11 protein-coding genes are annotated in these 12,789 nt (G+C 59.6%); 8 read left to right on the top strand and 3 right to left on the bottom strand.

The window, feature by feature from the left end:
- Positions 1-1,758, top strand: a complete 1,758-nt coding sequence (locus J2045_RS06390; protein ID WP_307370644.1) for an ABC transporter ATP-binding protein — start codon at positions 1-3, stop codon at positions 1,756-1,758.
- A complete protein-coding gene (locus tag J2045_RS06385) occupies positions 1,755-3,464 on the top strand; it encodes an ABC transporter ATP-binding protein (RefSeq protein WP_307370642.1) in 1,710 nt (569 codons plus the stop codon). The genes J2045_RS06390 and J2045_RS06385 overlap by 4 nt, the downstream gene beginning before the upstream one ends.
- Here the strand turns inward: J2045_RS06385 and J2045_RS06380 are convergent.
- On the bottom strand, positions 3,461-4,432 hold the full coding sequence (locus J2045_RS06380) for a helix-turn-helix transcriptional regulator (protein ID WP_307370639.1): 972 nt from the start codon (positions 4,430-4,432) through the stop codon (positions 3,461-3,463). The genes J2045_RS06385 and J2045_RS06380 overlap by 4 nt on opposite strands.
- A 227-nt stretch (positions 4,433-4,659) precedes the next feature.
- On the opposite strand from J2045_RS06380, the gene J2045_RS06375 reads away from it, so the two are divergent.
- Genes J2045_RS06375 through J2045_RS06365 form a run of 3 tightly spaced genes read left to right on the top strand, consistent with a single transcriptional unit; the run spans position 4,660 to position 9,005 of the window.
- Complete coding sequence (locus J2045_RS06375) at positions 4,660-6,609, top strand: TonB-dependent receptor (protein WP_307370637.1); 1,950 nt, start codon at positions 4,660-4,662, stop codon at positions 6,607-6,609.
- A 6-nt stretch (positions 6,610-6,615) separates the two neighbouring features.
- Entirely contained in the window at positions 6,616-7,833 is a 1,218-nt protein-coding gene (locus tag J2045_RS06370; RefSeq protein ID WP_307370634.1) for an MFS transporter, read from the top strand.
- A complete protein-coding gene (locus J2045_RS06365; protein ID WP_307370632.1) occupies positions 7,830-9,005 on the top strand; it encodes an FAD-dependent monooxygenase in 1,176 nt (391 codons plus the stop codon). The genes J2045_RS06370 and J2045_RS06365 overlap by 4 nt, the downstream gene beginning before the upstream one ends.
- Before the next feature lie 499 nt (positions 9,006-9,504).
- Here the strand turns inward: J2045_RS06365 and J2045_RS06360 are convergent, their stop codons facing one another.
- Both J2045_RS06360 and J2045_RS06355 read right to left on the bottom strand, forming a co-directional pair.
- Positions 9,505-10,455, bottom strand: coding sequence for a tyrosine-type recombinase/integrase (locus tag J2045_RS06360; protein WP_307370630.1), 951 nt, complete (start codon positions 10,453-10,455; stop codon positions 9,505-9,507).
- A 3-nt stretch (positions 10,456-10,458) separates the two neighbouring features.
- Positions 10,459-10,710: an Arm DNA-binding domain-containing protein gene (locus J2045_RS06355; protein ID WP_307370628.1), complete on the bottom strand. Its 252-nt coding sequence runs from the start codon at positions 10,708-10,710 to the stop codon at positions 10,459-10,461.
- A 148-nt stretch (positions 10,711-10,858) separates the two neighbouring features.
- Between J2045_RS06355 and J2045_RS23150 the strand changes: the two genes are divergently transcribed.
- The 3 genes from J2045_RS23150 (at position 10,859) to J2045_RS06345 (ending at position 12,526) form a co-directional block, all read left to right on the top strand.
- Entirely contained in the window at positions 10,859-11,200 is a 342-nt protein-coding gene (locus tag J2045_RS23150) for an Arm DNA-binding domain-containing protein (RefSeq protein ID WP_370873004.1), read from the top strand.
- Between the two features lie 250 nt (positions 11,201-11,450).
- Positions 11,451-12,326: an SDH family Clp fold serine proteinase gene (locus J2045_RS06350; protein WP_307370626.1), complete on the top strand. Its 876-nt coding sequence runs from the start codon at positions 11,451-11,453 to the stop codon at positions 12,324-12,326.
- Between the two features lie 14 nt (positions 12,327-12,340).
- A complete protein-coding gene (locus J2045_RS06345; RefSeq protein ID WP_307370625.1) occupies positions 12,341-12,526 on the top strand; it encodes a hypothetical protein in 186 nt (61 codons plus the stop codon).
- Positions 12,527-12,789: the final 263 nt, after the last annotated feature.

Raw genomic sequence — 12,789 nt, 5'->3', positions numbered from 1 at the left:
ATGGCGGACAGGCAAAAGACTTTCGCCGCCGGCCACGGCACGCTGACGCTCGGCGGGCTTCTGGCGCCGCATCGTGTCGCTATGATCCTGGCGGTCGGGTGTTCGGTACTGGCCGCCATACTGGAAATCGCGCCAGCAGCATTCACGGCGCTGGCCATCGGGGCCCTCTCTGGTGGACGGATGATGGACTTGGTTCCACTCGTCGGAGGCCTGTTTGGGTCCGTTGTCGTCGCCCACGTCGCGCAGATGGCGTCCGCCCTCATTTCGCACTTCGTGGCCATCGACGTTCAGGCTGCGTTACGCCGATTGATCGGGTCTGCCCTTCTGTCAGCGCCCCTCGGTGACGTCGAGCGGCTGGAGCCGGGTGCAATCCGTCGTGTGCTCATGGAAGATGTCGAACGTGTCGAGGACGGCATTGCTCATCTCGTGCCCGATCTCGCCGCTGCCATCGTCGCCCCGCTGGCGATCGTGCTAGTGATGCTGGCCATCGACTGGCGACTGGCCGTTGCGACGCTTTTGCCGGTTATCGCGGGCGGCGTCGCCTTCAGCACGATCATGCGGCGTGACAATGGCCTTTCCTCGCGTTTCTTGCATGCGCAGGCCGAAATCGCTGCCGCCTTGCAGGAAGCGGTTTCGGTGGTTCCGCTGATCAAGGCCTATAACGTGCGCCAGAGCGCGCTCAGGCGGCCGGAACAAGCCTTTTCCGACTATCGCGTCGTCGTCGGGCAGTGGCTGGCCTTCAGCATGGGCGGCGTGACGGCCTTCTTTCTGGCCACCACGACAACGCTGGTCTTCGTATTGCCGCTCGGGATATTCCTGCTCGGCCGCCAGGAAACCGACCTTGCCACGCTCGCTTTCTTCCTGATGGTCGCCTACGGGCTCACCTCCATCGCCGCGCGGCTCTTCGGCGCCATGGGGCGCCTGCGAATTCAGGCTGTTACACTTGCGCGCATTTCGGCGCTTGCCAGCCTGCGGCCCCTGCCGCCGGGGGCGGAGAAGGCCGTAACTGGCGGCGATCTGTCGATTGAAAACCTCTCCTTTTCCCATGGGGAAGGCTTCGGCCTTGCCGGCGTCACGCTGGATATTCCGGGGGGCTGCCGGGTGGCGCTGGTCGGCCCGAGCGGGTCGGGAAAATCGACGCTGGCGCGCCTGATCCTGCGTTTCCAGGACCCTGACGCAGGGCGCATCCTGCTCGGCGGCCGGGATATCAGGGGCTTCGAGCCCGATGCCCTATCAGCCTGCATGTCGGCCATGTTTCAAGAGGTCTTTCTGTTTTCGCGCTCGATCCGCGACAATATCGCACTCGGAAGAGTGGAGGCGTCAGAGGACGATATCGTTGCCGCCGCGCGCCGGGCACAGGCAGATGCGTTCATCCGTGCGCTGCCCGACAGCTACGATACGGTGCTTCAGGACGGTGGCGGGCTTTCCGGCGGGCAGAGGCAACGGATCGCGCTAGCGCGTGCGATTTTAAAGGATGCGCCGATCCTCGTCCTGGATGAGGCGACAGCCTTTGCCGATCCCGAAAGCGAGTTCGAAATCCAGAAAGGATTGGAGGAGGCGATGCGCGGCAAGACCGTGATTGCCATTGCCCACCGGTTATCGACGGTTCGCCATTTCGACCGGATCGTCTTCCTGAATGAAGGGCGCATTGCCGAACAGGGTACGCATGACGAACTCATGGCGCTCGACGGGCTTTACGCACGGCAATGGCAGGCCCATCGCGCCGCCCTCACTTTCAAGCTTCGGGGTTCCGAATGATGTCGAAGAACGATCCATTTGCAGGCCTGCGCCAACCCCGCCTGCTGGTCGCGCGGCTCGTTGATGGTGTGTTGTTTGCGCTGCAGGCTAGCGTTGCCGCCATCAGCCTCCTTCAGGTATCCCCCAGTGATGCCCCATCCATTTGCATGACGCTGGGGTCGCTCGTGGCGATCACGCTGTTGCGCTGGCTGGTCATGCGCCGGACGGCGATCGCCGGCTATCGGGGCGCTTATGATGGCGGCCTCCATCTGCGCGCCGGCGTTCTCCGCCGACTGATCCGCCTGCCGCTGGGAGCGTTTCAGGCGCTGGAGCGCGGCCGTCTCGTTCAGGCCTTCGGGGAGGACGTGCTCTGGCTCGAAAACGAGGCCTCCAGCACGCAGGCGGACATAGCCTTCAACGCGGCGGCTATGACGACGCTGCTTGTGTCGGCGCTGGCAGTCTCGCCGCTGCCGGCTGTCGCGGCGATACTGTTTCTCATGCTCGGCTTCCTGTTTCTACGGTTGCTTGCGAAGCGGTTGGAGCGTGGCTTCGGCAGGCGCGCGCGCGGTCTTGAGCAGGCAGCCCTTTCCACGAGCGAATTCTGTGAGGGCATGCCGGTGCTACGAGCCTTCAGCGCGGCGGAACGATGCGCACCCGGCTTCGAGAGGCAGGTGGAGCAGTTGCGGCTGGGGGCGCGCAAGGGCGTTCTGTTCGCCACGCCGCTGGCGGTGATGTTTCGCGGGCTGGTCGACCTGGCCGCGGCGCTCGCGATCGCCCTGTCGCTTTCTCTGTCCGGTGGACAGGACGGCGATCTGGGCCGCCTCGCAGCCTCCTGCCTCTTGCTCGCCGCAACCGTGATCCCCGCCCGCAATTTCGCCGCACTGATGGCCATGCAGGCGCTGGCGCGGATCGCCCGCACCAACATCGGCGGCATATTGGCGCAGGCGGACATGACGCATGGCGATCGCTCCGCGCCGGCAGGCCAGGGCGGCGTAATCTTTCGCGACGTTTCCTTCCGCTATCCCGGACAGGAGCGCGAGGCGCTGGATCGCGTCTCCTTCGAGGCACGGCCGGGAACGCTGACCGCCCTGGTCGGCCATAACGGCAGCGGCAAGACGACCTGCCTGCAATTGCTGATGCGCTTTCGCGATGTGAGCGGCGGTGCAATCACGATCGGCGAAACGGATATCCGCGACCTTACCCCGGATGCGCTCGCCTCATGTTATGCGCCGGTCTTTCAGGAGGCGCTGATCGTGCATGACACGGTTGCCGCCAATATCCGCCTCGGCCGGCCTGATGCCAGTGACGATGAGGTGATTGCGGCGGCAAAGCAGGCTGCGATCCACGACACCATCATGGCACGTGGCGGCTACGACACCGTGGTCGCGCCGCTCGGCCGTAATTTCTCCGGCGGAGAGCTCCAGCGGATCGCCATTGCCCGCGCCATTCTCAAGGATGCCCCGGTCGTGCTGCTGGACGAGGCGACATCGGCACTGGACCCGGAAGGCGAGCATCTCATCCAGGTCGCTATCAACGCGCTGATCCGCGAAAAAACCGTGATCGTTGTGGCCCATCGCCTTTCCACCATCGCCGAAGCCGACAATATCATCGTTCTCGATCAGGGCCGTGCTGAGGCAAGCGGACGGCATGATGATCTGTTGCGCAGTTCGCAGCAATACCGGAACCTCTGGCGGCGGTTTGCAGAGACCGGTGCCGAGCAGAGCTAGCTCCGGTAGTGGCTGGGCAGCACACCCTTTGCCTCGCGGAACGCCTTGCTGAAGTGGCTGAGATTGTCGAAGCCAACCGCATAGGCGGCTTCTGTAACACTTGAGCCGGCGGAAAGAAGCGTTGCGGCGACGTCGAGCCGTGTCGCACGTAGATGGGCGTGGACCGACGTGCCGATCGCCAGACGAAATCCTTCCTTGAGGCGACGCTCGTTGAGGCCGACCTCGCGGGCCAGCCGAGCGATGGTCCAGTCGGCGCTATAATGCTGTTCGATCAGCGTCATGGCCGCATGAAGCCGCTTCCGTTCCTCTCCTGTCAGGGGTTTGAGTGGCGAACCATCGGACTGGCGGGTCACGGCATCGAGGCCGATACTGACGGCCTGGATGGCTTTGCCGTAGAGATAGGCCCGGCGCGCCAAACCTGCGCCGAAGCGGCATTGCAGAACATCGGCGGCGACGGTCAGCAGTTCGGCAGGCGCCTTGAAGCCGATCAGGAAAATATCCTGATCCGGCAGGCTGTGCTCCGTCATCACGGCACCGCCAAGGCGGGCGAGCGAAATGCCGCCCAGCTTTTCGAGCAGCGGCCTTTCCACACGGATATCCACGATGCTCAGGCGGCGGCCGGCATCGACATGATTTTCGCCACGCGTAACCCGGTCGCAGGCGAAGAAAACGGCAGTTCCCGGCTTCACGCTCAGCGGCTTGGCACCATCGACTGACAAGGTTCCGGTACCGTCGAGAAAGACGGAAAGGGAAAAGGTCGCGGGTCCTTCGGGCCGGAAAACCAGATCCTCAGGCGGCGTCACGTCGATCGTGTAGATGGTGACGTCGTCGCCCGGCTGCTCGATCCGCGTCGCCTCGCGCCAGCCAAGCTGGTCGATCTCCGCATCGACGCATGTCTTCCAGCTGGTCGAGTCCTGCATCGCAACGGCATCTGCCGTTTCCTTCGCCGAAGTCTCGATGCCGCTCATGCGTTTGTCCTTTGCGTGGCCGTTTTTAGTCCGGATTCCGTTAATTCGCGTCCGGAAAACGTTAGCCTTTGCATTTGTTAACTGGAATACAGCAGTCAAGTTTATTTCGCAGGCATTGGGGATTCAATATGTTGCGCGTTAGAAAAATGGCTTTGACGGCGTCGGTGTGCCTTCTTGCGCTTTCCGGTGCGGATTCTCGTGCACAGGACGTCGAAGGTGCGACGGTTTTGGACGAGATTACTATTACAGCCACAAAGCGCGCGCAGGAGATCGGCAAGGTTGATGCCTCCGTCACGGTCGTCACCGGCGAGGAACTTCAGCAGCGCGGCGTGCGCACGGTTGACGATCTCCAGAAGGTGTTTCCCGGCGTCAGCATGGGCAATCGCGGTAACCGCGTCTATTCCAACGTGACGGTGCGGGGCATTTCCTCGCCGGATTATTTCAACCCGACCGTTCAGGTCTATGTCGACGGCGTTCCGCAACTGCCCTCGACCTTTGCGCAGATGCTGACCGATGTGGAGCGTGTCGAGCTCTTGCGCGGCCCGCAGGGTACGCTTTATGGGGCAAATGCCTATGGCGGGGTGATCAACATCATCACGAAGCGCAAGGATGCCAACCGCTTCTATGTCGAGACGAACGTCTCTTTGGATGAACCCTCGGTGGAGATCGGCGGAACGGCGGTGGTGGTGCCGGACGCGCTTTACTTCGATTATGCTTCCAGTTTCCGTCACTTCTCGGGTGATATCGACGATGCAACGACCGGCGAGGATGACATCAACACCGCCAATAACGGTTATGGCAGGGCGACGCTGCGCTATGCGCCGACCGGCGGCGATTTTGACGCAGCCCTCAGCTATTCGAAGGAGAAGCTGCTTTCCCACGAGGAACTCTATTCGTACCAGGCCGATGTGGATGACCGGATTTACCGGAGCGGTCTCTACGGCGACATTCCCGATCTTCGACGCGATGTGACCACGCTTTCCGGCCAGTGGAACTATCGTTTCGGCGATTTCACATTGTCCGGCATCACCGGCTATCAGAAGAGCGATGTGGAGCGGGACTTCTCCGCCGGTGCAGGCAGCCGTTATGAGTGGCCGCAGGATGACGAGACGATCTCGCAGGAGCTGCGCCTGAGCTATGAGGGCGATCTGTTCAGCGGTGTTGCCGGGTTGTGGTACAGCCACAACGATTTCATGGGCTGGAAGAGCGTAATTGCACCCTATTACGGAGAATCCACCAACAATGTCGTGGCAGATAGTGTTGCCGCATTTGGCGATGTTACCTGGCATGCGACGGAACGGCTTGACCTGACAGGGGGGCTGCGCGCCACCTACGATCATTCAAGCATCAATGCCTTCCGTGCCGATAGCTACGGCACGGGCATGGGGTTCGACTTTGAAGGTGATGCCGAATTCACCAGCCTTCAGCCAAAATTTGCGGTCGGTTACCAGTTGACGCCCGATATGCGTCTGTTCGGCGTGGTCTCGCGCGGCTACAAGCCTGGCGGTTTCAACCACAGCATTTCCTCGTCCATCGACGCGGCGCCCTATGATCCTGAAACGAACTGGAACTTCGAGGCAGGCTTCAAGTCCACACTTTTCGATGGCGATCTGGATCTGTCCGCGAGCGTCTACCACATTCGCTCCTCCGACAAGCAGATCTATGTCGGCATGATCGGGCAGCAGTTCATTCGCAATGCGGGTGAGGCCACCAGTACCGGTATCGAAGTGGAGGCGGCATGGCGCACCACAGAGAAGTTGACTCTGACCGGCAATGCCGCTTTCGGCCGCTCAAAGTTCACCGATTTCACCGATCCCTATACCGGCACTTCCTATGACGGCAATCGCATTCCCTATGCGCCGGACATTACCGCCCACCTGAACGTCGCCTATGTGCTGACCGACACTCTGTTCGACGGTACGTTGACGGCCAACGCTGCGGCCAACGTCTATTCGAAAACCTGGTTCGACGAGGCCAATGCCACCGGACAGTCGGGCTACGCCACCTTCGACGCCAGCCTTGATTTTGCGAAGGCCGACGGTTTGTCGGCAAAGCTTTACGTCCAGAACATCGCAGATACATCCTACAAGACTTCGGGTTATGTGAATGGTGCCTCTGAGCTTGGCACGCTGGGCAAGGGGCGGACCTTCGGCCTGACATTGCGCAAGGAATTCTGACCGGCCATGCGCGCTTCTTCGACTATGCCCCTGCCGCGCCTTCTGCTCGCGGCAGGCGGCATCTACACCGCGCAGAGCCTCGTTGGCGGATTGACGTTTCTGGGCGTTCCCGCTGTGCTGCGCGCTGAAAATGTGGCGCTTGACCGGATAGGTCTCGTATCACTTGCAATGTTGATCTGGGCCTTGAAGTTTCTCTGGGCCGGACCGGTTGAACGATGGCGCATCGGTACGGGCGGGCAACGCCGTTCGCGGGTTTTGATCCTTGCAGGTGAGGCGGTCGTCGTCTTGGCTCTCATGGCCTTTGGCCTTGCCGGGGGAACGGATTTTTCGGTTATTCTCGGCCTTCTGATTCTCATGGCACTGGCATCGGCCACGGTGGATATTGCCTGTGATGCCTTCCTGATCGAACAGTTTCCCGAAAACCGGCGCGGACTGGCCAATGTGGCGCAGGTTGGCGGCGGTTATCTCGGCATGATCTTCGGCAGCGGTCTGTTCGTTGTCGTCTATGCGGCCTTTGGCTGGTTGGTGGCATCCTTCGTTCTGGCCGCGCTCGTTATTGTGTTTTCAGTGCCGATGGCGACAGTTCGTGAAACCGCCGTACCGACCGCACCGCTTACCGCAGCTGGATTGCTGAAGGCCGTGCGGCGGCCTGAGATCCGCATCGGCATCCTCATGGCGATCACATTCGAACTGGGCGGGCGGCTGGCGCAGGCGCTGGCCGGGCCATTCCTGGTCGATGCCGGTTTGCCGCTTGCAACGCTCGGTCTGCTGAACGGCGGCGGCGGCGTGGCGGCGGGGCTTGCCGGTACTGCAGCCGGTGGCGCGCTTGCCCACCGGTTCGGGGCGGTCCGGGCTATGCTGTCTGTTGCCGGCCTTCATGTGCTTTCAATTGTGGCGCTGGCTAGCGCCGTTTTGCTTGCCTCCGACAATCTCTATCTTTTGGTCAGCCTGTTTGTCATCGAGAGCGCCGTCATGGCGGCCGGGTTCGTCACCAGTTACGCGCGGTTGATGTCACTTGCCTCTCCTGAGCAGCCGGGTGTCGATTTCACGCTTTTCCAATGCGCCAGTGCAATTGCCGCCGCGATCTGCGGCATGAGCGGTGCGATGTTGGCAGCAGGAGCCGGCTATGCCCCGGTCTTTGCTCTGGCGGCCTTCTTGGCAGCAATCGTACCGCCGTTGCTTATCCTCTTCGAGCGTCTTTTGAGAAAGGAAGTTTTACAATGACCAGACCGCTTGCCGTGATTGTCGGTGCCGGTGTCGCCGGTCTTGCCGCTGCCTGGTGGCTGGACAAGGCCGGTTGGCGCTCGCTCGTGATCGAACGTGCTACGGAATTGCGTGAGAACGGTTACATGCTCGGCCTCTCCGGCCTTGGTTTCGAGACCGCCAGCCGCATGGGCCTCATCGAAACGCTGGAGGCGACGTCATACCGGATCGATGAGAACGTTTATAAAGACAGCAAGGGGCGTGAACTGTTGCGATTGCGGTATCGCGATTTCATTCGGGACCTTCCTTATCTCGCCATACGACGGAACGATCTCGTGCGGGTGCTGGCCGAAAGCCTGCCCGACACGGCTGAAGTCCGCTTCGGTGAAACGGTTGCCAGCTTCGAGGATAAGGGCACGCATGTTGACGTGACACTGACCGGCGGTGAGACGATGACGGCGGATCTGCTGATCGGTGCCGATGGTTTCCGTTCGCACACGCGGCAGGCCCTGTTCGGGCCGGATGGCGACTGTCTTCAGCCGTTGGGCTATTATTTCTCCGTCTATGATGTCGATGCACCAAAGGATTTCGAGACCGATTTCGTATCCTATGCGGAACCGGGACATCTCGCCGAATATTATGCGCTGCATGGCGGGCGTCTGGCCGCCATGCATGTCTGGCGCGACGGGCGCAGTGGATTGGAACGGGTGCCGGACAAAATGGCTTTGCTCAACAGCGTCAGTGCGACCAGCCATCCGCAGGTTCGCGCACTGCTTGAGCAGGCCGGGAGCGCAGAGGATCCCATTGTTGTGGACAGCCTGACCATGGTCGATCTGCCGCAATGGTCGAAGGGCCGGGTGCTTCTCCTTGGCGATGCCGCGCATTGCCTGACACTCGTTTCGGGGCAAGGCGCGGGTATGGCACTCGCCTCTGCGGAAATGCTGGCGCAAGCGCTGAAGGAGGGCGGTGCCCTGACCGGGGCGCTTGCGCGTCACGAGGCGCGCCTGCGGCCGATCATAGGCCGGCTTCAGGCGAGAAGCCGCAAGATGGCGGCGATTTTCATTCCGCAAAGCCGGTTGGCGTTCCGTCTGCGCAATCTCGTCATGCGCCACATGCCGCGCGCTTGGCTGGGCAGGTACTTCAGCAGCGCAATCAGGTCTGAAATCGAGCTGGCAAGGATAAGATCGAACTGAACAATTTCAAACGTTGTCGCTGCTGAGAGGCAGCGGCGATCTGCTGCTTTCGGATTGATACGCCAGGCCGAAGCCGGTCGTCGAAATATTCATGCCTGCGCTCCATTTCAACACGTTGAAGGTGAAGAGCCGGAATTTTCGGTGATTTGTCTTTGGAACTATCTGTCTATGGTTCGAGTCCTTTCAAGGCGACTGAGTGAGCAGTAACTAGTCACTTGTGCTGTAGGCGTGGTCGTCTGAAAATCTTGACTGTGAAAAAGCTGGCCGGCAGCGCCATTCCAGACCCCGCTGCCGTTTCACCTTGGGGAACAACTTTGCCAAAGACCAACTTCGCTTCCTCATCTTGCTCAATGAAGAAGCACGATCGGCAAACAGCGCCAGTTCACGCACCGCTGTTTTTTGGCGCCGGGTGCCTAGCCAGCGCGCGATCAAGAGAGAGTTCCATAATGTAAGTCTTCAGGCAATGCCTAGCTTGGCGGTGCTGCGAGAGCCGCTGCCGTTATCCATGAATGCAGTACCGCTCCCAGTCCAGCATCATAGGGCGGCGCTGGTCCAGAAGATCGGTTCGATGGTAGGCTGCTTCGACCGCATTCTTCACGGTGTGGGCCAGTGCCCTTTCGGCCAGGTCACGCGGGTAGCCGTTCTCAGATGCCCAGTCGCGAAAGCTTGATCTGAACCCGTGTGCGGTCGCATTTCGTCCAGGGGTATCGCTTTCGACGTCATGATCGTGCAGAAATTTTGTCAATGCCATGTCGGTAACTGGCTTCTTAGTTCGTGACTGGAACACCAGTCCTACTCTGCGTTCCGATTGCTCATGCCGTGCTTCAAGGATCTCGATGGCTCGAGGCCCCAGCGGAACGCGATGGGCAACCTTGGCCTTCATCCTGGGTGCAGGCACCGTCCAGATAGCCTGAGCGAAGTCGATCTCTTGCCATTCCATGTGCCGAAGTTCACCGGAGCGGCAGGCGGTCAGGATGACAAGCTCCAGCATCTGCCGAGTGGTATTGGCTTCACCGGCACGTAGGACGTCACTGAAGAATGTCGGCAGCGATCTCCAGGGTAGGGCAGGTTGGTGCTGGACCCGCTCGCGTTTGCCTGGCTGCTTGGGCAGTATCTTGTCTACCACGCCAACGGGACTTGCCACGATAAAGCCGTTCGCAGCTGCCCAGTTCATGACGGCGTCACAACGCTGCTTTACCCGCGATGCAGTCTCTGGCTTCTCTAGCCAGATAGACTTGAGGCAGGCTGCAAAGTCGGCCGGGCCGAGCTCGTTGACGCGTCTCTTTCCAATCTTTGGGAAAACGAACCGTTCAAGTGTGCTGATCCATTGATCTCTATGCTTCTTGTTACGAAAGCCTTCCGCCTTGTCGGCATGGTGTTGGCGTGCAGCTTCGGCGAAGGTTGGAACCGTTGCAAGTCTAGCGGCCTCACGCTCCTGTTTTCGGCGCACCTCCTAGGGATCGTTGCCGCCATCAATCTCGCCCCTCGCCTCGAAGGCTTTCGTCCGGGCCTCCCGAATGGATGTCGTCGGATAACTTCCAAGACCCATTTCACGGCGTTTTCCAGTTGTGGGTGATAGAAACCTCAAGATCCACTTTCCGCTGCCGGGGGCTCCTCCCGGTACAAGGTAGAGCCCGGTAATGGTGCCGTCTGATACGGGCTTGTCGGTCGGTTTCAGCTTCCGGGCCTTGGCGTCGCTGAGCATGCTTCACTCTCCTTCATGCACTTTATGAAGGTTTGCTAGCCCGCCATTCAGCCCGCCACAAGAGCCGCGATTTGATGTTACGGGATGGTACGAGATAGTGTGTGGACAAGTGAAGCAGGAGGAGAAGATGCAATAATAACAATATGATATGAGATTGAATGAGTTCGGATGGTGCGCGCGCAAAAGCGGCCACCCTGTCCGCCACCTACCCTTTCCAAGACGCTCCTTATCTGCCCAAATACCCTTGATATCCAACCGCTTTCGGTGCTTGGATGTTCCCAATCAGTTCTACATGCACCCGCTCGTTCCGCATCAAATGCGGGTATCGTTTCGGGAAATTAGGGTATCGTCCAATACACTCACCGACGTTCAGATCCGGAAGGCCAAGAAGGAAGAGAAGCCCTGTAGGCTCACCGACTCAGGCGGCCTTCACCTCTATGTAGCACCATCAGGCTCAAAGCTCTGGCGCATGAGATACCGATTTCGGTAAAGAGAAAAGCTCTTGTCGATCGGCTGCTATCCGGATGTTCGCATCAGCGATGCGAGGGCGGCGCAACAATCGGCCGCAAAAGCGGACTTTCAGGCAGTCATCTCTAGGCCAAGCGAAGAAACTCACCTAAGCCGGAAGACAACTCTTGCGGGATATATCTACGGTGCTACTATTTTCTCAAAACGGGTGGGGAAGTACTGATCTGCACAAAATTTCGTCTAATGATGTCGTGGGTGGAGCGCTCACGGCGATGAATGCGCGATTTGCAGAAGCCTTTGACGGCACCGCAATCATTTTGCGCAGTCCAATGCGATTTGGCTTAGATGACGTTGTAAGGCAGCAGATCGAATTGATCGCTGAAGAGCCACAAAGGGATAACGGCAAACTGGTCGTTATGCTCGAGACGACGGGCGGGTACATCGAAACCGTTGAGCGAATTTACTCGGTGTTTCGCCGCCATTTCACGGCGGTCGAATTTGTGATCCCGAACTACGCCTATTCTGCTGGCACCGTGCTGGCGCTTTCCGGCGATGAGATCCATATGGATTACTATTCGGTCCTTGGTCCGATCGATCCGCAGGTCGAAGACGAAAACGGAGGCGGGCTTGTGCCCGGCCTAGGCTACCTCGCGAAGTACAACGAACTGTGCGCGACGATCAACGAGGAGGAGCAGAAACGGATTTCCGGCGGCGACTTCAGAAACGTGTCCGCAGAGATCGCCTATTTGTTAAAAAAGTTCGACCCTGGCAAACTCTACCACATTGAGCATGCGATTGAGCACTCTATCTCGCTACTGAAAGAGTGGCTGCCGCGGCATAAGTTCAAGAACTGGACCAAGACCGAAACACGCGGGACGGATGTGACGGTTGACGACCGAATTGCTCGCGCAAGCCAAATCGCTGAGTGTCTAGGGAACGCCGCGAGATGGCATTCACACGGTCGCGGTATCGGAATGAGAGAATTGGCCAGCGAGGAGATCAAGCTTCTTGTGCATGATTTTGGCGCGGAACCAAAAACAAATCAAGCGGTTAGAGACTATTACAATCTCTTTATTGATTTTGGCGATAAAATGGGGTCAAAAGCCGCGATCCACACCCACAGATCTGGGTTCGTGCCGATCGCATAACCGGAGTGACGAAGATGGCATACGCTACCGAAGTTCGCGAGCTCGCGAAAACTCAAGCGAGCACCGCCAGCCTGAATATCATCGAAATGCTTGACCGGCTGGAAGTCGTTTCAAACGAGATAAAGAAAGAGGGCACTGAGCGCTTTAAGCTGCCTTACTCGTCCGACCGCACCATCGTCGGTGCTCAGTGGTGCCGCTGACCGGAGACAGACGCCGGTTAAGGAGACCAGTCGCGTAAACTGGTCTCCGTCTGTAAGATTACACTGGCAGGTTATTGCACGGTCCCTGCCGCTGCGTTCCCATGATTTTTCAACTGTCCTCTACGAGCTGAGGGCTCGTCCGAACTGCGCGGATGAGAAGCTGGCACTGCGCCGACGTGGTCACGGCGGGCGTGACGTGAGTTGCCGCAAAGTCATGTAAACGAGGCTCGTCCTGAACACGAAAACTCGGCCTTCGCTCACGT

The organism is Peteryoungia aggregata LMG 23059 (genome assembly GCF_030814435.1).
GTDB lineage: Bacteria > Pseudomonadota > Alphaproteobacteria > Rhizobiales > Rhizobiaceae > Allorhizobium > Allorhizobium aggregatum.
This window is presented reverse-complemented; position numbering and strand designations above follow the sequence as displayed.